Here is a 26,099-nt window from a genome sequence, read left to right as displayed (position 1 = left end):
CCCGGTAGGGGAGCAGGTTACGAATAGGGGGCAGCACTTACTCTGCCAGAAGGGGGTGGTGGCAGGCGCACAGGTGGCCTCCGCCGTAGTCCTTCATCTCCGGCGGGGTCTGACGGCACTCGTCGGTGGCGAAGGGGCAGCGGGTGCAGAACCGGCAGCCTGCGGGGGGATGGATGGGGGAGGGCATCTCCCCCTGGAGCAGCAGCCGGTCCTCCCGGTGGAATTCCGGGTCAGGCTCCGGCGCGGAGTCGATGAGCATTCTGGTGTAGGGGTGCAGGGGGTGGTCATAGGCCTCCTGGGTGGAGCAGATCTCGCACAGCTGGCCCAGGAACATGACGCACACCCGGCTGGAGATATAGCGCACCACCGCCAGGTCGTGGGAGATAAAGAGGTAGGTCAGGCCGTGTTCCTTCTGAAGCTGCTTGAGCAGGTTCAGGATCTGGGCCTGGATGGACACGTCCAAGGCGGACACGGGCTCGTCGCACACGATGAGCTTGGGGGAGGTGGCCAGGGCGCGGGCGATGCCGATGCGCTGGCGCTGGCCGCCGGAGAACTGGTGGGGGTAGCGGAAATAGGTCTCCGGGGCCAGGCCCACCTGGTCCAGCAGCTCCAGCACCCGGGCCTCGCGCTCTTTCTTCCCTATGCCCATGGCCCGCAGGGGCTCGGCGATGATCTCGCCCACCGTGAAGTGGGGGTCCAGGGAGGAGAAGGGGTCCTGGAAAATGATCTGGAGCTCGGAGCGCTTTTTCCGCAGCTGTCCGCCGCTGAGTTTGCCCAGGTCCTCGCCCTCCAGCAGCACCTTTCCATTGGTGGGCTCGATGAGCCGCAGGATCAGCCGGCCCAGGGTGGATTTTCCGCAGCCGGATTCGCCCACCAGGGCCAGGGTCTCGCCGGCATAGACCTCAAAGCTCACGCCGTCCACGGCCTTGACCTTTCCAGCGTTGGTCTTGAAGTACTTGACCAGATTCTCTACTTTCAGCAGTACGTCGCTCATCTCTCCACCTCCCGGAAGCAGCGCACCAGATGGCCGCCGCCGATGTCCCGCAGCTGGGGCGCCGACTGGCGGCAGCGGTCGGTGGCGTAGGGGCAGCGGTCGCAGAACCGGCAGCCCTTGGGCATGTCCCCGAAGCTGGGCACCGTGCCCTCAATGGTGTACAGCTCGTCCTTCATCTCGCCCCGGACCCGGGGGATGGCCTCCATCAGGCCCTGGGTATAGGGGTGGCGGGCGTTGCGGAACAGCTCGGCCTTGTCCGCGTACTCCACGATCTGGCCCGCGTACATCACGTTGACCTCGTCGCAGATGTCGGCCACCACGCCCAGGTTGTGGGTGATCATCAGGATGGACATGTTCCGGCCGTGCTGGAGCTGCTTCATCAGGGCCAGGATCTGGGCCTCCACCGTCACGTCCAGGGCGGTGGTGGGCTCGTCGGCGATGAGGAACTCCGGGTGGAGCACCATGGCCATGGCGATGCAGATGCGCTGGCGCAGGCCGCCGGAGAGCTGGTGGGGATAGGACTTGTAGCGCCGCTCCGGCTCCGGGATACCCACGTCCCGGAAGCTCTGGAGCACCCGCTCGGTGGCCTCCTTCTTGGAGACCTTCTCGTGGAGCAGTATGGCCTCCCGCACCTGCTTGCCCACGGTGATGGACGGGTTCAGGGCGGTCATGGGCTCCTGGAAGATCATGGTGATGTTGTGGCCCCGGATGGAGCGCATCTGTTTTTCACTCAGGGCGGTGATATCCACGGCCCCGTCGGGGAGCGGGCGTTCCGGCGTCAGGGCGCCCTTCTTTTTTGTGTCCGGGCTCTGGCGCAGCCGCTCCAGGTCGGCCGCATTGCCGGGGTAGTACAGGATGGACCCGGACTGGATGCGGATGGGGTGGTCCAGCAGGCGCATGAGGGAGCGGGCGGTCATGGACTTGCCGCAGCCGGACTCTCCCACCAGGCCCACCGTCTTGCCCCGGGGGATGGTCAGATTCACTCCGTCCACCGGCGCCACCAGCTGCCCGTTTTTCAGGGGCAGCACGGTGTGCAGGTTGTTGACTTGGATCAAAATATCGTTGTTCATGGGCGTGTTCCCCTTCTCTTGTCTGTGGTCCGTCTCAGCGGTTCTTGGGGTCCAGGGCATCGGTCAGCCCGTCGCCCAGCAGGTTGAAGCACAGCGTGGTGAGCACAATGGCCAGACCGGGGAAGATGCCCAGGTAGGGGTAGGCCCGCATCTGCTCCATGGCCTCGTTGAGCATGGCGCCCCACTCGGGCGCGGGGGCCTGGATGCCCATGCCCAGGAAGCTCAGGCTGGAGGCGGCCATGATGCAGCTGGACACGCTCATCAGCACGTCCACCAGGATGGGGCCGAAGCAGTTGGGCAGGATGTGGCGCACGATGATGGCGGCGCTGCCGGTGCCGCTGGCCCGGGCGGCCTCCACGTACTCCTGGTGCACCACGTTGAGGACGATGGACCGGATGATCCGGGCGAAGCCGGGCACCGAGGTGACCACCAGGGCGATGATGATGCCCCGCATGCCCTTGCCCAGCACGGCCACCAGGGTGAGCATCAGCAGGATGGAGGGGATGCACACCAGGGAGTCCATCACCCGCATGACCACCACGTCGTACACGCCGCCGAAGTAGGCGCAGGTGGCGCCGATGAGGATGCCCAGCACCATGGAGATGGCGGTGGTGACGATGCCGAAGAACAGGGAGTAGCGGGCGCCGTAGAGCACCCGGATGAACACGTCGCGGCCGAATTTGTCCGTGCCGAACCAGTGCTCGGCGCTGGGCCACTGGAGGATCTGAGAGGTGTTGATGGCGGTGACCTGGGTCTCGTAGTTGAACAGGAAGCCGGAGACGATGGCCACGACGATCATGGCGATAAGTACCACCAGGGCGGCCATGGAGACGGGGTGGCGGACGAAGTTGTGCCACACGTCTGCCGCCGGACGGGTCTGGCCCGCCAGAGTTGCCAGGCGTTCCTGGCGCTTGCGTCTGCGTTTAGTCATGTCTGCGGTCCTCCTCAGCCCATATTATCCCGGATCTTGGGATTGAGCAGTGCGTTGATCAGGTCCATGGCCAGCATGATGAGCATGTAGAGCAGGGAGAGGAACACAGTGGCGCCCAGCACGACCATAGTCTCTTTCTTGTTGATGGCCTCCAGGATGGCGCTGCCGAAGCCGGGCAGGCCGAAGATCTGCTCGGCGATGACCGCGCCGCCCAGCAGGCCGGCAAAGCTCATACCCAGCTGGGTGATGACCGGCAGCATGGCGTTGCGCAGCACGTGGATGAACACGATGCGGGCCGGCCCCGCGCCCTTGGCCCGGGCGGTGCGGACATAGTCCGAGCTCAGGGCCTCCAGCATGGTCATACGCACCATTCTGGCCACGTAGGCGGAGGAGGGGATGGCCAGGGTGGCCACGGGCATGACGTAGTTCTTCCAGGAGCCCAGGCCGAAGGTGGGCAGCCAGCCCAGCTGATAGGAGAACAGCAGCATGAGCAGCAGGCCCAGCCAGAAGCCGGGGATGGACGCCAGGACCAGGGATATGACGGTGGTGCCGGTGTCCGCGATGGTGCCCTTTTTCACCGCCGCCAGCACGCCCAGCGGGATGCCGATCAGGGCGGCGAAGAAGACGGCCAGCAGGGCCAGCTTCAGGGTGGTGGGGAACTTGGGCATCAGCACCTGGGTCACGGACACGCCGTCGGAGTAGCGCTCGCCGAAGTCCCCGTGGAGGATGTTGAGCATGTACTCGCCGTACCGCACCAGCACGGGCCGGTCGTAGCCCACCTCGTGGTTGTAGGCCGCAATATCCTCCGGGCTGGCGGTGATGCCCAGGGCCACGCTGCCCGGGCTGCCGGCGGAGAAGGACATGATGACAAAGGTCACCAGCGTAATGATGATGATGGAAGGGATCATGAAGAGGATCCGCTTCACGGCAAATTTCAGCATGGATCAGGACTCCTTCAGGTGCTCTTCCAGGAACAGCTGCATTTCGGCGATGGTTCTCCAGAACACCTCGCCCTTACCCCGGTCATGACTGCCTTCCGCCAGTACACGCAGCAGGATGGGGTTCTCGCTCTGGTTTTCCGCCTGCATCCTGGCGGCGAATTTCTTGCCGTGGTAAGGCGGAACGTTGTTGTCCAGCTCCCCGGTCTGGATATAGGTGGGGGGATAGTCCGTCTTACGCACGTTGTGGTAGGGGGAGTAGCTCAGCAGGTACTGGAACATCTCCTTGCTCTCCCTGGGATTGCCGTACTCCGTGATGTACATGGGGCCCCGGTCGTCCTCGGCAAAGTGGATCATATCCGTGTGGGGTACCGAGTCGATGACGCAGCCCCACAGGTCGGGCCGCATGGTCACCAGGGCGGACATGAGCAGGCCGCCGTTGGAGCAGCCGGCGATGCCGATCTTCCCGGCACGGGTCCAGCCGTCCCGGATGATCTGCTCGGCAATGCCGATGAAGTCCTCATAGCAGTGGCGCTTGTTCATGGCCATGCCGGCCTCGTGCCACTTGGGGCCGTACTCGTTGCCGCCCCGCAGGTTGCAGTGGACATAGATGCCGCCGTTTTCCACCCACTTGGGTACGATCACCTGGGTGACCATCTCCTGGTAACTGGGGGGCATGGAGATGTTGTAGCCGCCGTAGGCGTACATGAGCACCGGCGCGCAGCCGTCGGGGCGGGCGTCCCGCTTGCGCACGATGTAGTAGGGGATGGGGGTGCCGTCCCCGGTGGAGGGGGCGAAGTGCTGCTCCACCACCTGGTCGGGGTACTCCGCCCGGGAGCCGGCCACCGCGGTGGTCAGGGCCGAGCCGTCAAAGCGCAGGATGCTGGGGGGGATGAGGAAGGACTCGAACCGGAGGAACACGCCGTCCTTGGCCCGGCCCGCCAGGGACAGGGCGCCGAAGGGGCTGGGCAGCGGCACCTCCTGGCCGGTCTTCAGGGACAGCAGGCGGCTGCTCACGTCCTGGCAGGCCAGGATGTACAGCTCCCCGTTGAGGGAAAAACCGTCGTCCAGGATCCGCTGGCTCTCGGGCAGCACCACCTGGGTCTGGCCGGAGCCGGACACCCGGATCACCGCGCCCCGTTCGGCCTCGGACACCGTAATAAAGTAGTGGGCGCCGTCCAGGGAGTCCAGGTACTTCCACTCCACCGGCTTGTCGGTGAGCACGGCGGCGGCGCCGTCGGCGGTGCGGATGGCCACCCAGCGGGCCAGGGCGTAGTCCTGGCACACCGCGGCCATCACATAGGCGCCGTCCTCCGAGGGGTAGACCTGGCCGAAGATGGCGTAGCTGTCGTCCTCGTAGACCACGGTCTCCGCTCCGGCGGCCGGGTCGTAGCGGTAGAACACCGAGTGGCTCTCCTGGGTCTCGGAGTTGGCCTTGGTGGAGGAGTAGTACAGGCAGCCGTCGCCCTTGGACCAGCACAGGCTGAACACGCCGTGGACCTCGTGGAGGAGGATGCGGCTGTCCATGTCGCACAGGGCCACGCTGGGCCGGGCCGCGCCGGGGTGCTGCACCATCAGGGCCATGATGCTCTCGTTGGCGGGGCAGGGGGAGGCGCTGAAGACCTGCAGGCCGTCCAGCGCGTGGACCTGGGGCAGGCCGCCCACGTCCTCCAGCTTTTCGTTGAACACCCGGACCTTGTAGTCGCCGTCCTCCACCACGGAGGACAGGAAGCCGTTCCGCCAGGGGATCAGCTCCCGGGGCAGCACAGGCAGCTTGTCCGCCTTGAGCTGTTCTATTTTCTCATTGAGGGGACGGGAGGAGAAATAGGCGTCGGTAAAGGCGTTTTCCCGGGCCACAAAGTCCAGCACCTGGGGGTCCTTGGCGTTGCGCAGCCAGGCGTAGGGGTCGGGCAGCCGGGTGCCGAACCAGTCCTCCACACGGTCCACGGTGGGGCGGGCGGGATATTGATACTTCATGATGCGCTGCCCTCCCGGTAGACCGTTTCGCCGTCGATGATGACCTGCTCCAGAATGGCGTCGGTGGCCACGGTGGGCATCTTGCTCCAGATCAGGATGTCCGCGTCCTTGCCCACGGTGAGGGAGCCCACCCGGTCCGACACGCCCACGATCTTGGCGGCGTTGCTGGTGACCATGGCCAGGGCCCGGACCGGGTCCATGCCCCGGCGGACGCACTCGCCCATCTCAAAGAGCAGCATGTTCACGGTGGTGACAGGGCCGTCGGTCATGACGGCCACGCTCACGCCCTCGTCGTCCAGGCCCTTGCAGCACTCATAGTCCAGCTTGCCGCCCTCGCCGGGGAACAGGGGCTCGCAGGTGGGCCCGAAGATGACGCCGTGGATGTGGGGGTCGTTGAGCTCCTCCAGAAAGTCGCTGGCGCCCTGGGCGTGGTCCACGGTCACCAGGATGTCGAACTCCTTGGCGATCTCCAGCAGGGTCATCATGTCGTGCATGTAGCTGTGGACCTTCAGGGGGATCTTCTTCTCCAGCACGGGGATGCCGTGCTCCAGGCCCAGGTCGTAGGGGGGCAGCTTGGCGGGGTCGTCCCCGGCGTCGGCCTTCTTCTGCATGTACTCCTTCACATTGCGCAGGTAGGTGCGCATGATGTTGGCGATGGCCATACGGGTCATGGGGGCCTGGTTCCTGGGGGAGTAGCAGCCCTTGGGGTTGATGCCCATGGCCGCCTTCATGGCCACGGGGCGGCGCACCAGCCGGTCCTTGCCGGCGGACTTGTAGGCCACCACCCAGCCGCACACCACGTTGGCCGAGCCGGGCGCCACGCAGGAGGTGGTGATGCCCTGACGGATGACCGTGTCAAAGATCTCGTCCCGGGGGTTGATGCCGTAGTAGGCGTCCAGCTCGGGGGTGAGGGGGTTGGTGATCTCGTTGAGGTCCTCCTGATTGGGGCCGCTCCCCATGATGCCGCCCACGTGGCTGTGGGCGTCCACAAAGCCGGGGGTGACGCACTTGCCGGCGGCGTCGATGACCTGGGCCCCTTCGGTGGACAGGTTGGGCCCGATCTCGGTGATCTTGCCGTTGTCCACCCGCAGGTCCGCCTGGATTACGCCCTGCCCGTCCATGGTATAGAGGGTACCGTTCTGGATTACATACATTTCATTGCATCCCCTTCCTGATAGATGACCTGGCCGGCCTGATAGGTGCGCACGATATGGGCCTGGTAGCTCTCCAGCGGATTGGCGCTCCAGATGACCACATCCGCCCGCAGGCCCTCCCGGAGGGAGCCGGTGATATCGTCCACCCCCATGAGCTTGGCGGGGACGCTGGTGAGCATGGGCAGCACGGCGGCGCTGTCGTGGAGGACCTTCATCATCTCGATGCCGTTCCAGATCATGTCCTCCCGGGCGCCCAGGCTGTTGGTATAGGTGCCGCTGAAGGCCACGGGCACGCCCTGCTTCCACAGCTTGGCGATGCCGTTCCAGTCCAGGGTCATGGCGTCCTTGTCCAGGGGGTTGGAGGCCACCCGGACGATGACGGGGATCTTGTGCTCCACGATCCAGTCCTCCTCACCGGTGAGGCCGAAGCCGTTGAGTAGCACCAGCTTCACCTTGGGGTAGTTCTGGAGGATGTCCCACACCTGCCGGGCGGAGTTGGCGCTGTCGCAGGACACGAACAGGGGCAGCTCGCCGTCCACCACCTGCTTGAGGGCCAGCAGCTTGTCGTCCTTGGGCTTGTCCGCCTCCTCCTTGTACTCGGCGGCCTTGCGCAGCTGGAGGTCGAAGTTGGCGAAGATCCACATGCGGGTCTGGGGCGCCTGGGGACGGGCGCCGTAGGTGCGCTTCAGGCTGGAGGTGACGGAGGCCATCATGCCGCAGCTCCGCTTCAGGCACATCCGGTAGGGGTTGACGCCGTCCACACAGAACATGGCGATGGTGCCGCCGAACAGGTTGTTGTCCGTGGGGCCCACGCCGCAGCAGGTCAGACCGAAGGCGCCCAGCTGCTGGTAGGTGGCGGCCCGGCCGTTGAAGGCGTAGAAGCCGTCCAGTTCCGGCATGATGGGGTTGCTGCGCTCATCGTTGTCGTTGGAGGACGGGCGGATCTCCGTCATGGACCCGTTCACGCCCCAGATGGAGATGGGCTGCACAAAACCGGGCATGACCTCCATACCGGCGGCGTCAAACACCTCTTCTCCGGGCAGCGGCGCAAGGTCGGCGCCGATGGAGCGGATCATCCCGTCCTCCATGCGCAGATCCTGGTGAGCCACGTTGCCAAGGCCATCGTGGATGCGGCCATTTTTGATCAGCATAGTGTTCCCCTTCCTTTACTGTAATTTACTGTCTCGCGTTAGCACTTAGGTGTATTAGCACTTAGGTGTATTAGCGTGCAAAAGTGATAGGGTATAAAAACCCCTTGGTTGATTGAATGGTTCTATTTTGATGTAAACACGTTTACAACGCAAGAGCAGATTCGACAAAATGTGGTGCAAAATTTTTTCCATTGTGTTATAATCCGCCTGTGTCTATCATTGAAAAAAGGATGATCATTCCTATGAACCCAAAACCAGCCTTTCGCCGCCTGCCTGCGGAGAAGCAGCAGGACTTGCTCAATACCGCCATGGAGCTCTATGCCACCTACCCCTACGAGCAGGTGACAGCACGGCTGCTGTGCACCAATATGGGGATCAATCCCGCCACATTTTACCGCTACTTCGACTCCAAAGACAGCCTGATGCTCTATCTGGTGGACGTCATCCAGCAGCGGTATCTGGCCTACCACATGGACCAGCTGGAGCGCCTGGGGGACCATGAGAGCAGCTATTTTCCTCCGTTTTCCCTGGAGCAGCCGGACTATTGCACGGACCTGGAGAACCGGTTCCTGATCGCCTGCAACAAATTCCCCATGGAGGTGATCCACGACATCATGTTCCGTCTGTCCTCCGGCAATGAGACCTATTACCGGGCCGTTTTGGAGCGGGAGCGGGCGGCGGGCAGACTGCGGGAGGACGTGGACATCGATCTGATCGCCTATATGTACGCCACCACCGGCTATAACCTGATGGCCTATTGCATGAAGCACGGATTGAACCAGCAGGAGTACGTGGACCGGAAGCTCTACTTTTTCTATGACTTCTTTTATCACGGCATTTTGACCGGGGAGGGCGGGAAGGAGCAGTAGCGTCTGTCCCGGCACAGGAAAACGCCGCCCATCAGCCGGGCGGCGTTTTTCGTCCATAAGCTCCTATTGGCTGGTCAGCTCCAGTACGGCCCGGATGCTGCCGTCCACGCAGTTGTACCAGAAATAGCCGTCGTGCCGCTGACCGTCCCCGCCGGTGAAGGCGTAGTAGATCAGCATGGACTGGCTGTCCAGCCCCCATTGGAGGAACTGAAAGTCGATGTCCGGCTGGCCGTCCTCCTCCGTCCAGCCGTACTGGTTCAGGTGGCTGTTCTGCGCCATGGCCGAGGCCAGATAGGCGGGCAGGTTGCGCTCCGAGCTGTACTCCAGCCAGGCCAGGGCCAGATAGGTCTTGCCGCCGTAGTCCAGGGCCAGGACGTATTTGGAGCTGTCCGGCGCCCACCAGAGCCCCTGAAAGGCGTGGTCCCCGTAGGTGATGCGTGTCTCGCCGCCGCTGTCGTGGCGGACGATGAGAGACGTGGCATCCGTCAGCCCAAAGCCGCCGGAGACCAGGTCCTTGCTGTACACCGTGACCGCCTCGCTCCCGTCGGGAGAGGTGCTTCTGGCCACCACGAAGAGCACCCCGCTGCGCCACAGGGCAGTCCCGCCCAGCAGCAGCACCAGGGCCACGGCCGCAGCGGCCAGCAGCCACCGGCGGCGGGTGAGCCTGACCCGGCGGCGCACCTGCTGGATGGAGTAGTGGAGCACGTCCCTGGTGCGGGCCTCCTCCTGACTGCCCTCCGCCCGGACCGTCCGCTCTCCGGCCATCAGGTCCAGCACGGAGCAGCCCAGCGCCTCCGCCAGGGGCTCCAGCAGGGAGATCTCCGGCGCGCACAGACCCCGCTCCCACTTGGACACGGCCCGGTCCGTGATATGGAGCTTGTCCGCCAGCTCCCTCTGGGTCATGTCCTTCTCCTTGCGCAGTTGCCTGATCAACTGCCCGGTTTTCATGTTGTCCATCGCTGCACCTCCTGTATGCCGGCAGCTATATTATAGGGGATAAGCGGGAGAAAAGCACCAAACCATCGGTTGAGTTTTGCATTTTGGCCCAGGGGGGGGAGGGGGCTTTGGGCAAAATCCACGTTGCGCCCGGCGGAAAATTCGTTTACAATACTGTCTGCTGAACCGCCCGGCGGTTTATCGGCGCGGCCCCTGCCGCGGCCTGAAATCCAGACTGGAAGTGGAGAACACCATGAACGAAAAAGAAATTGCGGAGATCCGCCGCCGTTTTCGCCCCGATAAGACCAGCATCACCCATGTGCGGGGCTGCTATGTCAACGAGCTGGGAGAGATCGTGGCCCAGTTCAACCAATCCCTGGCCCTGATGAGCCAGGAGGAGAGCGAGAAATTCCTAGGCATCCTCAAGCGCACCCTGTCGGGCACCCTGGGGAAGAACCTGATGGACATCGAATTTGCCACCCGCCAGGTGGCGGAAGGGGAGGAGCACAAGCTGCTCATGGCCCTGCGGGACTCGGGCCTGAAGGACGAGGAGGCGGTGCAGGCCTTCTTCCAGAAGGTCATCGGCGCACTGACCATAGAGGGCAACTACCTGATCCTCCTGGCCCACGACGCCTACGACGTGCCCTACCGGGCCAAGGACGGCGAGACGGTGGAGGACGGCTCCGACCAGGTCTACTCCTATGTGCTGTGCAGCGTCTGCCCGGTGAAGCAGACCAAGCCCGCCCTGAGCTACTATGTCCGGGAGAACGAGTTCCACAACCGGGCGGCCGACTGGCTGGTGTCCGCCCCCGAGCTGGGGTTCCTGTTCCCCGCCTTTGACGACCGCAGCACCAACCTCTACAACGCCCTCTACTACAACAAGGACGTCAAGGAGAACCACAAGGACTTTGTGGATGCCGTGTTCCACAGCGAGATCCCCATGCCCGCCGCCGCCCAGAAGGAGACCTTCCAGTCCATCCTGGGGGAGGCCCTGGCCGAGGACTGCCGCTTCGATGTGGTCCAGGCCGTGCAGGAGCAGCTGTGCGACCTCATCGAGGAGCACAAGGCCAGCCACGAGGAGGAGCCCCTGGTGGTGTCCAAGGGCACGGTGAAGAGCGTGCTCCGGTCCTGCGGCGTGGCCGACTCCCACGTGGAGGCCTTTGACGCCAAGTACGACAGCGAGTTCGGCGGCGACACCCAGCTCAGCCCCCGCAACCTGGTGGACACCCGCCAGATGGAGGTGCGCACCCCCGATGTGATCATCAAGGTGGCGCCCGGCCGGGGGGACCTGCTGGAGACCCGCATCATCGACGGGAAGAAGTACATCCTCATCCGGGCTGACGAGGGCGTGGAGGTCAACGGCGTGGGCGTCCACATCGACTGACACGGCCTGAAACCTGTAAGGTAAAACTACATTACATATCCTGCAATAAAAAGCGTATATTCCAAAACAAAGCCGCTCCGCACTGTGAAGGAAAAACCTTTACAGTGCGGAGCGGCATTTTATCGGGATACGGCGCCCTTACACCTGCTCCAGGAAGCGGAGGAAGGCGGCGCGGCCCTCGTCGGTGCGCTTGTACACGCCGGCGTGCTCCAGGACAGTGGCAAAGACCTTGCCGGTCTCCTGCTCCACCACGTCCAGGGCGTTGTCGGCGGTGATGTTGTAGTTGCCCCTGAAGCCCTCGGCCCAGTCGGCGTGCTTGGCGGTGCGCTCGTCGGCGCGCAGGTCGGCGCCGGACACCAGCGCGTCGGCCACGGCGGTCAGCTCCTCCTTCAGGCGGGCGGGGAGCACGGCCAGGCCCATGACCTCGATGAGGCCGATGTTCTCCTTCTTGATGTGGTGGAGCTCGGCGTGGGGGTGGTACACGCCCAGGGGGTGTTCCTCAGTGGTGATGTTGTTGCGCAGCACCAGGTCCAGCTCGTAGCGGCCGTCCCGCATGCGGGCGATGGGGGTGATGGTGTTGTGGGGCACGCCCTCGGTCTGGGCGAAGATGAAGGCGGCCTCGTCGGTGTAGCCCCGCCAGGAGGTCAGGATGCGGTCGGCCAGCTCCACCAGCCGCTCCGGGTTGCCGCAGGAGATGCGGATGACCGACATGGGCCACTTGACGATGCCGGCGTGGACGTCGGCAAAGCCGGGGAAGGAGAAGGCATGCTCAATGGGGGCCTTGGCCATGGCGAAGGTGTAGTGGCCGCCCTGGAAGTGGTCGTGGGCCAGGATGGAGCCGCCCACGATGGGCAGGTCGGCGTTGGAGCCCACGAAGTAGTGGGGGAACTGGCCCACAAAGTCCAGCAGCTTGGCGAAGCAGGCCCGGTCGATCTTCATGGGGGTGTGCTCCGAGTTGAGGCAGATGCAGTGCTCGTTGTAGTAGACGTAGGGGGAGTACTGGAGGAACCAGGGGGAGCCGTTGATGGTGATGGGCACGATGCGGTGGTTCTCCCGGGCGGGGTGGTTGACCCGGCCGGCGTAGCCCTCGTTCTCGGCGCACAGCTGGCAGCGGGGATAGGCGGAGGCGGGCAGGTTGCGGGCGGCGGCGATGGCCTTGGGGTCCTTCTCCGGCTTGGAGAGGTTGATGGTGATGTCCAGGTCGCCGTACTCGGTGGGGGTGACCCACTTCATGTCCTTGGCGATCCGGTCCCGGCGGATGTAGTTGGTGTCCTGGCTGAACTGGTAGTACCAGTCGGTGGCCTTCTGGGGGCTCTGGGCGTACAGGGCCTTGAACTTCTCCACCACCTGGGCGGGACGGGGGGTGAGGCGGCCCATGAGCATGGTGTCGAACAGGTCCCGGTAGACCACCGAGTCCTCGGGCAGCACGCCCCGGGCGTGGGCGTCGTCCATCAGCTCGCCCAGCACGGCGGCCAGGTCGATGTCCCCGGACACAGGGGTCTCGGGGGCGGTGTAGCTGTCCAGCTTGAGGGCCTCCAGCAGGGTGTTCACGGCCCAGTTCCGCTCGCAGGGCTCGATCAGGCCGGTGCGCTCAGCGTAGGCCACCAGGCTTGCAATGGCGGTGTCAATCATGTCTATCAACCTCTCATTTCTTTTGTACGCCCGTCAGGTGTTGTAGCCGTTGGGATGGGCCCTGTGCCAGGCCCAGGCGGTGGAGATGATGGTCTCCAGGTTGTCGTACCGGGGCTTCCAGCCCAGGACGGTCTTGGCCTTCTCGGAGGAGGCCACCAGCTGGGCCGGGTCGCCGGCCCGGCGGGGGGAGACCACCGCGGGGATGGGGTGGCCGGTCACCTTTCGGGCGCACTCGATGACCTCTTTCACCGTGAAGCCCACGCCGTTGCCCAGGTTGAACACGTTGCTCTCCCCGCCCTGGAGCAGGTAGTCCAGGGCCAGGATGTGGGCCTGGGCCAGGTCGGTGACGTGGATGTAGTCCCGGACGCAGGTGCCGTCCCGGGTGGGGTAGTCGTCGCCGAACACGCTCACCGCCTCCCGCTGGCCGTTGGGCACCTGGAGGATGATGGGCACCAGGTGGGTCTCCGGGTTGTGGGCCTCGCCGATGACGCCGGAGGGGTGGGCGCCGCAGGCGTTGAAGTACCGCAGGGCCACGTACCGCAGGCCGTGGGCCCGGGACACCCAGCTCATCATGTGCTCCATGGCCAGCTTGGTCTCGCCGTAGCAGTTGGTGGGCTGAGTCTTGTCGCCCTCCAGGATGGGCACCTGCTCGGGCTCGCCGTAGGTGGCGGCGGTGGAGGAGAAGACGATCTTGTCCACCCCGTGGGCCACCATGGAGGAGAGCAGCACCATGGTGCCGCCCAGGTTGTTGTCGTAGTACTTGAGGGGGTCGGTCATGCTCTCGCCCACCTGGGAGGAGGCGGCGAAGTGGATGACGCCGTCGATGTGCTCCTTCTCGAACAGGGCGTCCATGGCGGCGCGGTCCCGGATATCGGCCTGATAGAACCGGGCCTTGGGGTGGACCGCCGCCCGGAAGCCGGTCTGAAGGTTGTCGGCCACGACCACGTCCCGGCCCGCGTCGATGAGCTCATATACCGTGTGGGAGCCGATGTACCCGGCTCCGCCCAATACCAGAATCGCCATGGGAATTACCTCCTGAAGATGGATTGGGGGCGGTTCAGCCCGCCACCAGGCAGCCGCCCTCGGGGCGGATGGACAGCATGTGGCACATGTCCTTGCCCAGCAGCCGCTCCATGGCGGAGAGGAAGTCGGGCAGCTTGTCGTTGGGCACGAAGGCCTGGACGGTGCCGGCGAAGCCGCCGCCGTGGACCCGGACGGCGCCGGTGCCCTGGAGCACCTCCTCGGCGGCCCACAGCACCATGGGGATGGCCTGCTGCCTGGGGTCGGAGGGGGCGAAGGTATTCTGGAGGTACAGGCTGGAGGACAGCCCGGAGGCACGCACCAGGGCCAGGAAGGCGGCGAAGTCGCCCTTCTCCAGGGCCTGGGCCTCCTGGATGGCCCGGCGGTTCTCGGCGAAGAAGTGGATGGCCCGCAGCACCGCACGGTCGCCCAGGGCCTTGCGCAGGTCGGGGATGGTGGCCCGGAAGGTGGTCTCGTCCACGTCACGCAGCACTTCCTTGCCGAAGCAGGCGGCCACCGACTTCATCTCGTTGGTGATGGCGGCGTAGGCGTCGGTCAGGTCGGCGTGGTCGGCGCCCGAGTTGATGATGCACAGGGTGTGGCCGGTGGCGGGGAAGTCGAAGTCCACCTTGCGCACCACGGGGGCGGAGGGGTCTTTGAAGTCGATGGACACCACGCCGCCCACGGCGGAGGCGGTCTCGTCCATCAGGCCGCAGGGCTTGCCGAAGAATACGTTCTCGGCGAACTGGCCGATCTGGGCCACCTGGACGGGGGTAAAGACCTGGTTGCAGAAGAGGACGTTGAAGATGGTGCCCACCAGCACCTCGTAGGCGGCGGAGGAGGACAGGCCGGACCCGGCGGGCACGGAGGAGCAGACGTAGGCGTCAAACCCGGCGGGGGACTGGCCCAGCTGAGCCATCCGGGCGGCCACGCCCCGCACCAGGGAGGCGGAGGTCTCCTTCTCGCCCTCCGCGGGGGAGAGGTCGGACAGGTCCACCGTCAGCACCTGGTAGCCCTCCGAGTGGATGCGCACCTGGGCGGTGCCGTTGGGGGCGGCCACGGCCAGCATGTCCATGTTCACGCTGGCGGCCAGCACGCAGCCGTGCTGGTGGTCGGTGTGGTTGCCGCCCAGCTCGGTGCGGCCGGGGCTGCTGAACAGGGCCACCTGGACCTCGTCCCCGGCGGAGAAGAGGGCCTGGTACCGCTTCACGGCCTCAATGGCCCGGGCGCGGACAGCCTCCAGGGCCTCGCCACCATCGCAGCAGTACAGACGGTTGAGCCGCTCGTCCCAGTCGCCGGCGGAGAGCTGATGGATCAGAGTTTTACAGGAAAGCATAGGATCACTCCCAGTCAGATTATGGTGGTTCCGTTTCGTGCCTCTAGTATATTTAATTTTTACTAAAAATTCAACCGCAATCTTTATCCTGGACAGAAGTTCAGCGTTCCCCACAAAAACGGGCGGTTTGATTGTGCAGAAAAGCGAAGAAGGGGGCGGTTTTTACCGCCGGGCAGGGGGTGCGGTGCTCTCCCGGACGGACAGGGTGGGGGGGACCACCACTTTCTGGGGCAGGGTGCGCACCGGGCGGCCGGCCACGGCGGAGGTCCGCTCGCCCAGCAGGCCCACGGCGGTGCGGGCCATCTCGTCGGCGTGGGTGGACACCGAGGTGAGGGGCGGGGTCATGAGCTGGGACAGGGGGGTGTCGTTGAAGGACACCAGGGACACGTCCCCGGGCACGGACAGCCCTCTGGCCTCAAGAGCCCGGCTGGCGCCCATGGCGTTCTCCTCGTTGGCGGCCAGGAAGGCGGTGGGCGGATGGGGGCAGCGGTCCAGGAAGGCGGACATTGCCGCCGCCGTGGCCCGGCTGTCCATGGGCGCCTCCACCAGCAGGGCCGGGTCCAGCAGGCCCCGCTCCTCCATCATGGACACAAAGCAGCTCCGCCGCACCTCGGGGGCAGGCTCCTTGCAGTCGCCCAGCTTCTCCGCCGGGCCGATGAAGCCGATGCGGGTGTGGCCCAGGGAGAGGAGATGGTCCAGGGCCAGGCGGATGCCCAGGGCGTAGTTGAGCACCACCGAGTCGAACCGGGCCTCGTCGGGGGAGGAGTCCAGGAACACCAGGTTGGGGCTGACGGCGGCCAGGGCCGCCTGCTGTTCCCGGGTGAAGATGCCGATGGCCACGATGCCGTCCGGGGCGGCGCCCTCCGGCGGGGCGAAGCCCTCGTCTCCCCGCCGCTCCAGGGGGAGGAAGGCGTACTTGCGCTCTGCACAGGCCTGCTCCACAAAGTTGCGCAGATAGAGATAGTAGGGGTCGTCCAGCTGCTGCTCCGGCGTGAGCATCTCCGCCACCCCCACCCGCAGCAGCATCTTGGGCGACCGGCCCCGGCGGCTGCGGGTGGCGGCGTAGTCCAGACGTCCGGCCTCCTCCAGCACCCGCTTCCTGGCCTCGTCGCTCACCGTCAGCGACGGGTCCCCCGTCAGAATGCGGGAGATGGTGGCCGGAGAGTAGCCCGTGCGGTCCGAGAGCTCTTTCAGGGTTGCCATAGCGGTCCTCCTTTTTTTAGTAAAAAAATTGTACCACAGTTTGCCCAAAGGCACAAGCGAAAAAGGAGGCAAAAACAGTTTTTTGCCTGGGCAATGTAAAAGTATTGTAAAGTCTATTGACGCTGGATTTTACAATTTGATATACTACTCCCGTATCCTTTGTCGAGATCATACAGAGAGGGTTATGCACATGATGGCCGACGCCTCATTCTGGCGCCCGTCACAGCTGCCGGACGGACAAAATATGAAGAAGAGAGTATGACCTGCGTTCCGGGCGTTCCGGAAGGCGGGCTGTACTCTTTTTATTTTTGTCCGGCCGGCGGGAGAGAATAATGTGTGTGTAAGGAGTAAGGAGAAAGAGAATGAAAATCACCGACATATTGAGTCTGCTGGGCGGTCTGGCCCTGTTCCTCCACGGAATGCAGATGATGAGCTCCGGCCTGGAGGCTGCCGCGGGCAACCGCATGAAGAGCATCCTGGAAAAGCTCACCTCCAACCGTCTGCTGGGCGTGCTGGTGGGCGCGGTCATCACCGCCGTGATCCAGTCCTCCTCGGCCACCACCGTCATGGTGGTGGGCTTCGTCAACTCGGGCATGATGACCCTGCGGCAGGCCGTGTGGATCATCATGGGCGCCAACATCGGCACCACCATCACCGGCCAGCTCATCGCCCTGGACGCGGGCGCCCTGGCCCCCATGTTCGCCTTCATCGGCATCGCCCTGATGGTCTTTTTGAAGAACCCCAAGGTCCACCACATCGGCGCCATCCTGGCCGGCCTGGGCATCCTCTTCATCGGTATGGACATGATGAGCGCCGCCATGGAGCCCCTGCGTGACTCCCAGGCCTTCATCAACCTGGTCTCCACCTTCTCCAACCCCCTGGTGGGCATCCTCACCGGCACCATCTTCACCGCCATCATCCAGTCCTCCTCCGCGTCGGTGGGTATCCTCCAGGCCCTGGCCATGAGCGGCGTGGTCAGCCTGCCCACCGCCGTGTACGTCCTCTTCGGCCAGAACATCGGCACCTGTATCACCGCCGTGCTGGCCTCCATCGGCACCAGCCGTAACGCCAAGCGCACCACCATCATCCACCTGTCCTTTAATATCATCGGCACCATAATCTTCACGCTGGTCTGTATGTTCAGCCCCCTGACTCGTATTGTCCAGAGCTTCACGCCGGACAACGCCGCCGCCCAGATCGCCAACATGCACACCATCTTCAACGTGGTCACCACCCTGCTGCTCCTGCCCGTGGGCGGCCACCTGGTCCAGCTGGCCATGCACATCCTGCCCGACCGCAAGGAGGAGAAGGAGGAGGGTATGCACCTGCAGTACCTCACCCCCATCTCCGTGGACAAGGACCGGTCCATCGCCATCGGTACCTCCGCCATCTACCTCAACCAGATCCGGGAGGAGCTCCAGCGCATGCTGGGCAAGGCCCGCAGCAACATCGACCTGGCCTTCCGGGCCGTGCTGGAGGTCAAGCCCGAACTGCTGTCCCAGGCCGAGTCCACCGAGACCTATATCGACTACCTGAACAAGGAAATCTCCCAGTATATCTCCAAGGTCATCGCCCACGAGACCAACGAGACCGACTCTGCCGCCGTGTCCGCCTACTTCAAGATCACCGGCAACATCGAGCGCATCGGCGACCACGCCATCAATATCTGCGAGTACAGCACCATGATGGATCAGAAGGGCATCCAGTTCTCCGAGGGTGCCAAGGACGAGCTGCGTGAGATGCGGGACGTGTGCCTGGCCGCGCTGGACACCCTGGCCGCCGACGCCGACGTGTCCGAGGGCTGGCTCAGCTCCATGGAGAAGCTGGAGCAGCGCATCGACGACATGACCGCCGAGTTCCGCCAGAGCCAGCTGGACCGCATGAAGCAGGGCTCCTGCTCCGACGAGGCCTGCATCCTCTTCTCCGAGCTGCTCACCGACTTTGAGCGTATCGGCGACCACGCCCTGAACATCGCCCAGGAGCGCATGGCGGCCGCCCCCGCCCGGTAACACACAAAAAACAGACCGGCCCGGTCCTGATGAACTGCACCCCATTTGTTAGACAGTTTGGGGTCACTTCAATTCAGGACCGGGCCGGATTTTTTGCCCGGATGGGGCTGGTCTGCCGTTACCTGGGCGGATGGCATTTGGAGCAGGGGGTGTAGCCGCTGGCCTTGGCGTCCTCCAGGGACATAGGGATCTGGCTCCGGCTGAGGTATTGGCAGCCGGCGGCGTGGTATTTCTCCCCGGTCTTGGTGACGTAGACAATGACCTCCACCGGGTCCTCAACTGCCGCAGCGGCTGGGGCTTCTGAGACCGGAGCTGTGCTGGGGGAGGGCTCCGGCGTTGTGACAGCCGGACTGGGGGAGATGTAGGGCTGGACCTCGGACGGGTCGGTCTCGCTGGGCGGCGGGCTGGGGGAGGCGCTGGGCTGGACCTGGAGCGGGTCGGTTTCGCTGGGCGGCAGGCTGGGGGAGACGCTGGACTGGACCTGGCTGGGCGCCGGCAGACTGGGGGACGTACTGGGGGAGTTGTCCGGCGTACCTGCGGTGCAGGAGCAGAGCAGCAGCACCAGAGCGGCAAGCAGGGGGAGCAGACGCCTTTTGATGGAATCCATAGAAAAAACCTCCTTTTTCGCTGCCTCTAGTATAGTGAAGGCCAGAGGCGAAAAAAGGCGAAAAAGAAGGGACACAGGGAGATATGGAAAGATAAAGGAGAAGATTCATGCAAGTCCAAAAGCGAAAGCCGAAAGGGGTTAATCACGCCATGATGCTAACTACGCATTCGGATTTTACCCGCTTCTAGGCCGCTTTTTTGAGAGCATTCTGAGTTTCTAGGTCCAGAAGCTTTACAAAGAAAAAACCCGAAGTCTTTGAAATCAAAGACTTCGGGTTTTTGGCGCAGAAGGAGGGATTTGAACCCTCGCACGGTTTTACCCGCCTACTCCCTTAGCAGGGGAGCCCCTTCGGCCACTTGGGTACTTCTGCGTATCGGCCGGGATGCGCATATGCATCGCACGACTCGCTGCCGGCTTTCGGGAAGAAAAGTGGCGGAGAGAGTGGGATTCGAACCCACGGCTCTTGCGAGTCACCGGTTTTCAAGACCGGCTCCTTAAACCACTCGGACATCTCTCCACGCCCGGGTTCAAGTCAGATGCAACGGTTAGAATAATATCATATCCAAGATAGCTTGTCAACCGAAAAATAAAAATTTCTGAAAAAAGTCCGAGTGGTGAGTGGGAGCGGAGGAAGGGCGGCGGGAAGCAGAGGGCAAAAAAGACCATGGTCCGCGAAATAAGTTTGAAAAAGCAGAAAATGGACTTGCCAAGCGCACCTATAAAGGGTAGAATATAACGGTTAACGAAAAATGGAACGGACTGACGGGGGTTTGGCATGAATCGTAGTCTGGAACGCATCCTGCCCAGGGTGCAGAAGCCCGCCCGGTACACGGGGGGAGAATACAACGCAGTGGTCAAGGACCGGCGGAAGGTGGAGGTGCGGTATGCCCTCTGCTTCCCGGACACCTATGAGATCGGCATGTCCAATCTGGGCGTGCGCATTCTCTACGGCGTGATGAACAACCTGCCCTGGTGCTGGTGCGAGCGGGTGTTCGCCCCCTGGGGGGACATGGAGGAGGAGATGCGCTCCGAGGGCCTGCCCCTCTACGGCCTGGAGAGCGGCGACTCCATCGCGGACTTTGATATGATCGGCTTCTCGCTGGGCTACGAGATGGCCTACACCAACGTGCTCAATATGCTGGACCTGGCGGGTCTGCCCGTGCGGGCGGAGGAGCGGCGGGAGCTGTCTCCTATCATTGTGGCGGGGGGCACCTGCGCCTTCAACCCGGAGCCGCTGGCCCCCTTTGTGGACATCTTCTCCCTGGGCGAAGGGGAGGACGTGTCGGTGGAGCTGCTGGAGCTGTACCGCAAGGCCAAGAGCGAGGGCTGGGAGAAGGAGGAGTTCCTTCTGGCCGCGGCCAAGATTCCCGGTCTGTACGTGCCCTCTCTCTATGATATCTCCTACCACGAGGACGGCACCGTGGCGGCCATCACGCCCCGGGAGGGCGCGCCCGCGGTGGTGACCAAGCGGATCGTCCAGGACTTCAACAAGTCCTACTTCCCGGTGAAGACCATTGTGCCCTCCACCGAGATCACCCAGGACAAGGTGACCCTGGAGGTGTTCCGGGGCTGCATCCGGGGCTGCCGGTTCTGTCAGGCGGGGTACGCCTACCGGCCGGTCCGGTCCCGTGATCCGGAGCTGCTGGTGAAGTACGGCATCGAGGCCTGCAAGGACTCGGGCTACCAGGAGATGACCCTGTCGTCCCTGTCCACCAGCGACTACCGCCACCTGCTCAAGCTGTGCGACGGGCTGCTGGAGTGGTGCGAGCCGGAGAAGGTGAGCCTGGCGCTGCCCTCCCTGCGGGCGGACAACTTCTCCATGAACCTGATGCACCGCCTTCAGCACGGCAAGAAGTCGGGTCTGACCTTTGCGCCCGAGGCGGGCACCCAGCGCCTGCGGGACGCCATCAACAAGAACGTCACCGAGGAGGACATCCTCCAGTCCTGCCGTACGGCTTTTTCCGGCGGCTGGTCGTCGGTGAAGCTGTACTTCATGCTGGGCCTGCCCACTGAGACCGACGAGGACGTGCTGGGCATTGCCGATCTGGCGGAGAAGGTGTACCAGGCCTGGCGTGAGACCACGCCGGAGCCCCGCCGTGGCGTGCGGATCACGGTGTCCACCTCCTTCTTTGTGCCCAAGCCCCACACCGCCTTCCAGTGGGAGGGGCAGATCTCCATGGAGGAGTACCAGCGGCGGGTGAAGCTGCTGCGGGACAATATGCGGGGCCGTTCCATCAGCTACAACTGGCACGACCCAGACACCAGCGTGCTGGAGGCGGTGTTTGCCCGTGGCGACCGCCGTGTGGCCGACGTGATCGAGGAGGCCTGGCGGAACGGGGCCAAGTTTGACTCCTGGAGCGAGTATTTTGACTTCCAGCACTGGCAGGACGCCTTTGCCTCCTGCGGCCTGTCCATGGACTTCTATGCCGCCCGGCAGCGGGACAAGGACGAGATCCTGCCCTGGGACATGATCTCTACCGGCGTGCGCAAGCCCTTCCTGTGGCGGGAGCGGGAGCAGTGCTACCAGAACAAGATCACCCCCGACTGCCGGAAGCAGTGCACCGGCTGCGGGGCGGACAAGCTCTATCCGGGAGGTGAGTGCGATGCGGAATAGTAACCGGCTGCGCTTTACCAAGGCGGGGCGGGCCAAGTACATCTCCCATCTGGACCTGATGCGCACCTTCCAGCGGGCGTTTCTCCGGGCGGGGATCGAGATCACCCACACCGAGGGCTTCAACCCCCACGCCTTTGTGTCCATTCCGCTGCCGCTGTCGGTGGGCTTTTCCAGCCAGTGCGAGGTGCTGGAGTTCGAGCTGCGGGGCGGCGCGGAGCTGAGCGAGGTGCCCGGGCGGATGAACGCGGTGCTGCCCGAGGGGATCACGGTGCAGAAGTGCTACGAGGCGGTCCAGCCCGTGAAGGCCCTGACCTACGTCAACTATATTGTCACCCTGGAGTATGAGAACGGCGCGCCCTTCGGGGCGGAGACCGCCATCCGGGACCTGCTGAGCCGGGAGAGCCTGGTGGTGGTCAAGAAGTCCAAGAAGGCCAAGAGCGGCCAGGTGGAGGTGGACCTGATCCCCCTCATCGCCAAGTTCACGGTGGAGGGGCGGCGGGACACCATCGCCCTGGACCTGATCATCCGGGCCCAGAACCCGGGCCTGAATCCGGAGCTGATCGTGTCGGCTATCCGGGAGCACTGTCCCGAGGCGTCCCCGGACTATGTGGCCTTCCACCGGAAGGACGTGCTGGACGCCCAGTTCCAGCCCTGGGAATAACCATAATAATAAAAAAGAGGTCTCCGCCATGTGCGGAGACCTCTTTTTTCATGGTTGCATGTTTGAGAAGTTTTATCCTCTGCGGTAGGTTCTGGTGATGTCGGCCAGCTTGCCCGCCACATCGGGGTTGAGGGCGGCGGAGCGGACCCGCCAGGTCCAGTTGTGGGGGCCGGCGGTGCCGGGGGTGTTCATGCGGGCGTCGGCGCCCAGGCCCAGCAGGTCCTGGAGGGGCGCCATGGCCAGGCGGCTCATGGTGCTCCACGCGCCGCACACGGCGCCCCAGCCGTAGCCCTCGTCCTCCCGGAGGCGGAGGTATTTGATGGCGTAGTCCCGCTCGCCGGGGGAGGCCTCCTGGAAGAGCCACTGGACAAAGGTGGGGGTGTCGTGGGTACCGGTGTACACCACCGAGTCGGGCTGGCAGTTGTGGGGCAGGTAGGCGCTCTCGCCGTTGGGGTCAAAGGCGTAGACCAGCACCTTCATGCCGGGCAGTCCGCTCTTGGCGATGAACTCCAGCACGTCCTCCTCCAGGGCGCCCAGGTCCTCGGCGATGATGTTCAGGCTGGGCACCTCGTCCTGGAAGCGCTGGAGCAGCTCCATGCCCGGGCCGGGCTCCCAGTGGCCGTAGGTGGCCACCGTGTCCCCTGCGGGGATGGACCAGTAGTTGTAAAAGGCCCGGAAGTGGTCGATGCGCACCACGTCGTACAGCTCGGCGGCCCAGGCCATCCGCTCCACCCACCAGTCGAAGACCTCCTTCCGGTGGCCCTTCCAGTCGTAGAGGGGGTTGCCCCAGTGCTGGCCGGTGGCGGAGAAGGCGTCGGGGGGCACGCCGGCCACGGCGGCGGGATGACCCTTTTCGTCCAGCTGGAACAGCTCGGGCCTGGCCCAGAAGTCGGCGCCGTCCTCGGAGACGTAGATGGGCAGGTCGCCGATGATGGACACGTTCTTCTCGTTGGCGTACCGCTTGAGGGCGTGCCACTGGCGGAAGAAGACGGTCTGGAGGAAGATGTGGAAGTTGACGTCGTCCTCCTCCGGCTCGGGGGTGGGGGAGGGCCACTCGGCGGGGGGCAGGTCCAGCTCCTCCCGCAGGGCGGAGAAGCGGGCGTAATCCTCTGCCCAGTGGGCGAAGGTGAGGAAGGCCTTCATCCTGGGGGCCCAGAGTTCCTTGCCCCGCTCCCAGGCCTTGCGCAGCAGGGGGATGCGGGTGCGGCGGAGGAAGCCGTAGTCCACCCGGTCGGGGTTGTCGTGGCGGGCGGAGTCCAGCTCCTCACGGGTGAGGAGCCCCTCATCGGCCAGCTCCTCCAGGTCCAGGAAGAAGGGGTTGCCCGCAAAGGAGGAGGGGGACATATAGGGGGAGTCGCCGCCCCCCGGTGGGACCAGGGGAAGGATCTGCCAGTAGTGCTGATTGGCCGAGGCCAGAAAGTCGATAAAGCCGCGGGCCTCCTTCCCCATGGTGCCGATGCCGTAGGGGCCCGGCAGGGAGAAGACAGGGAGGAGGATTCCGCTGGAGCGTCCGTCCATTCGCATTCCATCCTTTCCGGCGGAGTAGGGACCGGCAGGGCCCCGGCGCCCGGTAATCATCGCATACGCATATTATTATAATGCCTGCGGGACAAAACCACAAGACTGGAAACCCGCGGCAGCGGGAAAAGAGGCGGCAGCGGGCAAAAACAACTTGCGGCGGCAGCGGCTGTAGCGTACAATCAGAGTGATATACGGCCAAAAGGTGGGGACGTGGAATGAAAATACTTCTGCTGGGCGGATTTCCCGGTTCCGGCAAGACCGCGGTGCTCAACCGGGTGATCCGGGCCATCGCCCGGTTGGAGGGGACCTCGGCGGTCATAGAGGGCGAGATAGGCCCCATGGAGGCGGACAGCGCCCCTGGGGGAGAGGGGCGGATCGCGGTGGAGCCCCTCTTCCGGGGCTGTGCCTGCTGCAAGCTCTCCGGGGATCCGGTTCAGGCCGTGGGACGCATCGCGGACGAGGTCAACCCGGACTGGCTGGTGGCGGAGATGACCGGCCTGGCGATGATGGACGGCGTGTGCGCCGCCTTCCGCAGGGGCGGCCGCCCGGATATACCGGTCCACCCTGTGTGCGTGGTGGATGCCGCCCGGTTCGGCGTGCTCAGCGGAGTGGTGGGGCCTGTGCTGGAGGGCCAGCTCAGGGGCGCGGAGCTGGTGCTGGTCAACAAGGCGGACGTGGTGCGGCCCACCGGGGAGCAGCTGGATCTGATCGCCCGCTGGGCGGACGGCGCCCGGGTGCGGACGGTCAGCGCCGGGAAAACGGAGGACACGGTCCTCTGGCAGATCATTCTGGAAGGGATAGGTGAAGCGCAGTGAACGGCCATGTCCATGAGGAGGACCACAGCCGCGGCCCCGTGTGCGGGAGCGGTGACCCCGGCGGCCCGGCCCGCCGCCTGCTGGACGGCGCGCTGGAGTGCGGGGGGAAGTGGACGGTCCGTCTGCCGGAGCCGGCGACCGCCGGAGAGGTGGCCGGCCGGGTGGCGGTGGGGCTGGCGGCGGTGGCGCAGCGTCTGGCGGTGGACGGCGTGGTGGCCGGTCATGTGACGGCCCAGATCAGGTGCGGCGCGGGCTCGGCCGCCCTGTCGGTCACCCGGCTGGGCACGGTGGACGGCGCCTGCGGCGTGGGCTGGCAGCCGGACGGACTGGTGCGGAGATACGACGTGGCGGTGAAGGTGGTCTCCTTGCTGAATACCCGCGCCGTGACCCAGGCCGTCCTGGACGGCCTGTTCGGCGGGGAAGGGGAGGGAAAGGCATGAGCATTCGGATGATCGCGGTAGATCTGGACGGCACGCTGCTGGCCCGGGACGGGGCCACGGTGCCGGAGGAGAACATCCGCGCCCTGCGCCGGGCGGCGGAGAAGGGTGCGGAGATCGTGCTGGCCAGCGGCCGGTCCCTGGTGATGATGGAGGACGCGGCGGCGCAGCTGGGCTGCGTGGGCTACGCGGTGTCCTCCCAGGGCGCGGCGGTGACCGACCTGCGCACCGGGCGGCGGCTGGCGGAGCGGGGGCTCACGCCGGAGCAGCGGCGGGCCGTCATAGCGGTGCTGGCGCCCTATGACCCGCTGATCGAGGTGTACTGTGACAACCGGATCTACGTGGAGCGGGGGGAGCTGGAGCGCCGTCCGCCGGTGTCCGACTTTGATCTTCTCCGCTTCCGGTATGACGACCGGGTGGACAGTCTGGAGGGGGCTTTGGGGGAGCGGACGGTGGAGAAGGTGGACGTGGATTTCCTCCCGGACGCGGCTGCGCTGGAGGACGTGCAGGTGAAGCTGGAGGCCATGGGCGGGCTCTATGTCGTCACCTACCCCGTCCATCTCCACATAGAGGTGAGCCACGCCGGGGCCGCCAAGCGCTTTGGACTTGAGGCGCTGTGCGCCCATCTGGGCATCGGGGCCGAAGAGGTGCTGGCCCTGGGGGACAGCAACAACGACCTGGATATGTTCGCCTGGGCGGGCTGCTCGGTGGCCATGGGCAACGGCTCGGCCCTGGCCCGGCAGGCGGCGGACATGGTGACCGCCTCCAACGACCAGGGGGGCGTGGCCAAGGCGGTGGAGGCCCTGATGGACCGGATCGGGACGGAATAGGGCATAAAAC

Annotated in this window: 22 protein-coding genes and 2 tRNA genes; 8 read left to right on the top strand and 16 right to left on the bottom strand. The window is 64.7% G+C overall.

The window, feature by feature from the left end:
• Positions 1-37: 37 nt before the first annotated feature.
• Genes WMO64_RS14440 through WMO64_RS14410 form a run of 7 tightly spaced genes read right to left on the bottom strand, consistent with a single transcriptional unit; the run spans position 38 to position 8,215 of the window.
• Entirely contained in the window at positions 38-994 is a 957-nt protein-coding gene (locus WMO64_RS14440) for an ABC transporter ATP-binding protein (protein WP_294521156.1), read from the bottom strand.
• The gene (locus WMO64_RS14435) at positions 991-2,064 is read right to left on the bottom strand and encodes an ABC transporter ATP-binding protein (protein WP_349232413.1); all 1,074 of its coding nucleotides are present in this window, start codon (positions 2,062-2,064) and stop codon (positions 991-993) included. Before WMO64_RS14435 ends, WMO64_RS14440 begins: the two co-directional genes overlap by 4 nt.
• Before the next feature lie 34 nt (positions 2,065-2,098).
• On the bottom strand, positions 2,099-2,995 hold the full coding sequence (locus WMO64_RS14430) for an ABC transporter permease (protein ID WP_294521165.1): 897 nt from the start codon (positions 2,993-2,995) through the stop codon (positions 2,099-2,101).
• Positions 2,996-3,009: 14 nt separating this feature from the next.
• Positions 3,010-3,936, bottom strand: coding sequence for an ABC transporter permease (locus WMO64_RS14425; RefSeq protein ID WP_349232412.1), 927 nt, complete (start codon positions 3,934-3,936; stop codon positions 3,010-3,012).
• Between the two features lie 3 nt (positions 3,937-3,939).
• Positions 3,940-5,910, bottom strand: coding sequence for a prolyl oligopeptidase family serine peptidase (locus WMO64_RS14420; protein ID WP_349232411.1), 1,971 nt, complete (start codon positions 5,908-5,910; stop codon positions 3,940-3,942).
• A complete protein-coding gene (locus WMO64_RS14415) occupies positions 5,907-7,064 on the bottom strand; it encodes an amidohydrolase family protein (RefSeq protein ID WP_294521173.1) in 1,158 nt (385 codons plus the stop codon). Before WMO64_RS14415 ends, WMO64_RS14420 begins: the two co-directional genes overlap by 4 nt.
• The gene (locus WMO64_RS14410; RefSeq protein ID WP_349232410.1) at positions 7,055-8,215 is read right to left on the bottom strand and encodes an amidohydrolase family protein; all 1,161 of its coding nucleotides are present in this window, start codon (positions 8,213-8,215) and stop codon (positions 7,055-7,057) included. The genes WMO64_RS14415 and WMO64_RS14410 overlap by 10 nt, the downstream gene beginning before the upstream one ends.
• A 242-nt stretch (positions 8,216-8,457) precedes the next feature.
• On the opposite strand from WMO64_RS14410, the gene WMO64_RS14405 reads away from it, so the two are divergent.
• On the top strand, positions 8,458-9,084 hold the full coding sequence (locus WMO64_RS14405; protein WP_294521179.1) for a TetR/AcrR family transcriptional regulator: 627 nt from the start codon (positions 8,458-8,460) through the stop codon (positions 9,082-9,084).
• Between the two features lie 63 nt (positions 9,085-9,147).
• Here WMO64_RS14405 and WMO64_RS14400 read toward each other — a convergent pair whose 3' ends face one another.
• Positions 9,148-10,041, bottom strand: a complete 894-nt coding sequence (locus tag WMO64_RS14400) for a helix-turn-helix domain-containing protein (RefSeq protein WP_294521182.1) — start codon at positions 10,039-10,041, stop codon at positions 9,148-9,150.
• 232 nt (positions 10,042-10,273) lie between these two features.
• Here WMO64_RS14400 and WMO64_RS14395 point away from each other — a divergent pair, with 232 nt between their 5' ends.
• Positions 10,274-11,404 carry a DUF4317 domain-containing protein gene (locus WMO64_RS14395; RefSeq protein ID WP_294521186.1) on the top strand — a complete coding sequence of 377 codons (1,131 nt, stop codon included), beginning with the start codon at positions 10,274-10,276 and terminating at the stop codon, positions 11,402-11,404.
• A gap of 138 nt (positions 11,405-11,542) precedes the next feature.
• On the opposite strand, the gene galT is transcribed toward WMO64_RS14395, so the two are convergent.
• The 4 genes from galT to WMO64_RS14375 all read right to left on the bottom strand — a co-directional run bounded on the left by galT (position 11,543) and on the right by WMO64_RS14375 (position 16,595).
• Complete coding sequence (gene galT, locus WMO64_RS14390; protein WP_349232409.1) at positions 11,543-13,036, bottom strand: UDP-glucose--hexose-1-phosphate uridylyltransferase; 1,494 nt, start codon at positions 13,034-13,036, stop codon at positions 11,543-11,545.
• Between the two features lie 33 nt (positions 13,037-13,069).
• Positions 13,070-14,059 carry a UDP-glucose 4-epimerase GalE gene (gene galE, locus WMO64_RS14385; protein WP_294521192.1) on the bottom strand — a complete coding sequence of 330 codons (990 nt, stop codon included), beginning with the start codon at positions 14,057-14,059 and terminating at the stop codon, positions 13,070-13,072.
• A 34-nt stretch (positions 14,060-14,093) separates the two neighbouring features.
• Positions 14,094-15,392 carry a galactokinase gene (locus WMO64_RS14380; RefSeq protein WP_294521214.1) on the bottom strand — a complete coding sequence of 433 codons (1,299 nt, stop codon included), beginning with the start codon at positions 15,390-15,392 and terminating at the stop codon, positions 14,094-14,096.
• 162 nt (positions 15,393-15,554) lie between these two features.
• Positions 15,555-16,595, bottom strand: a complete 1,041-nt coding sequence (locus tag WMO64_RS14375) for a LacI family DNA-binding transcriptional regulator (RefSeq protein WP_349232408.1) — start codon at positions 16,593-16,595, stop codon at positions 15,555-15,557.
• Between the two features lie 362 nt (positions 16,596-16,957).
• On the opposite strand from WMO64_RS14375, the gene WMO64_RS14370 reads away from it, so the two are divergent.
• The gene (locus WMO64_RS14370) at positions 16,958-18,604 is read left to right on the top strand and encodes a Na/Pi cotransporter family protein (protein WP_294521220.1); all 1,647 of its coding nucleotides are present in this window, start codon (positions 16,958-16,960) and stop codon (positions 18,602-18,604) included.
• Positions 18,605-18,722: 118 nt separating this feature from the next.
• Here the strand turns inward: WMO64_RS14370 and WMO64_RS14365 are convergent, their stop codons facing one another.
• The 3 genes from WMO64_RS14365 to WMO64_RS14355 all read right to left on the bottom strand — a co-directional run bounded on the left by WMO64_RS14365 (position 18,723) and on the right by WMO64_RS14355 (position 19,728).
• Positions 18,723-19,211, bottom strand: a complete 489-nt coding sequence (locus WMO64_RS14365; protein ID WP_349232407.1) for a hypothetical protein — start codon at positions 19,209-19,211, stop codon at positions 18,723-18,725.
• 279 nt (positions 19,212-19,490) lie between these two features.
• A tRNA-Ser gene (locus WMO64_RS14360) sits at positions 19,491-19,581 on the bottom strand.
• A 60-nt stretch (positions 19,582-19,641) separates the two neighbouring features.
• Positions 19,642-19,728, bottom strand: a tRNA-Ser gene (locus WMO64_RS14355).
• Positions 19,729-19,986: 258 nt separating this feature from the next.
• Between WMO64_RS14355 and WMO64_RS14350 the strand changes: the two genes are divergently transcribed.
• On the top strand, positions 19,987-21,825 hold the full coding sequence (locus WMO64_RS14350; RefSeq protein WP_349232406.1) for a TIGR03960 family B12-binding radical SAM protein: 1,839 nt from the start codon (positions 19,987-19,989) through the stop codon (positions 21,823-21,825).
• Positions 21,815-22,486 (top strand): TIGR03936 family radical SAM-associated protein, encoded by a 672-nt coding sequence (locus WMO64_RS14345; RefSeq protein ID WP_349232405.1) that lies wholly within the window; start codon positions 21,815-21,817, stop codon positions 22,484-22,486. The genes WMO64_RS14350 and WMO64_RS14345 overlap by 11 nt, the downstream gene beginning before the upstream one ends.
• 72 nt (positions 22,487-22,558) lie before the next feature.
• Here the strand turns inward: WMO64_RS14345 and malQ are convergent, their stop codons facing one another.
• A complete protein-coding gene (gene malQ, locus WMO64_RS14340) occupies positions 22,559-24,004 on the bottom strand; it encodes a 4-alpha-glucanotransferase (protein ID WP_349232404.1) in 1,446 nt (481 codons plus the stop codon).
• A 218-nt stretch (positions 24,005-24,222) separates the two neighbouring features.
• Here malQ and WMO64_RS14335 point away from each other — a divergent pair, with 218 nt between their 5' ends.
• The 3 genes from WMO64_RS14335 to WMO64_RS14325 are packed head-to-tail and all read left to right on the top strand — an operon-like array spanning position 24,223 to position 26,089.
• A complete protein-coding gene (locus WMO64_RS14335; protein WP_294522167.1) occupies positions 24,223-24,822 on the top strand; it encodes a GTP-binding protein in 600 nt (199 codons plus the stop codon).
• Positions 24,819-25,262 carry a hypothetical protein gene (locus WMO64_RS14330; RefSeq protein ID WP_294522168.1) on the top strand — a complete coding sequence of 148 codons (444 nt, stop codon included), beginning with the start codon at positions 24,819-24,821 and terminating at the stop codon, positions 25,260-25,262. Before WMO64_RS14335 ends, WMO64_RS14330 begins: the two co-directional genes overlap by 4 nt.
• On the top strand, positions 25,259-26,089 hold the full coding sequence (locus WMO64_RS14325; RefSeq protein ID WP_294522171.1) for a Cof-type HAD-IIB family hydrolase: 831 nt from the start codon (positions 25,259-25,261) through the stop codon (positions 26,087-26,089). Before WMO64_RS14330 ends, WMO64_RS14325 begins: the two co-directional genes overlap by 4 nt.
• The last annotated feature ends 10 nt before the right edge of the window (positions 26,090-26,099 follow it).

Source organism: Pseudoflavonifractor intestinihominis (assembly GCF_040096055.1).
GTDB classification, from domain to species: domain Bacteria; phylum Bacillota; class Clostridia; order Oscillospirales; family Oscillospiraceae; genus Pseudoflavonifractor; species Pseudoflavonifractor intestinihominis.
Note: the sequence above shows the minus strand (reverse complement) of the source record. Positions and strands in the feature narration are given on the sequence as shown.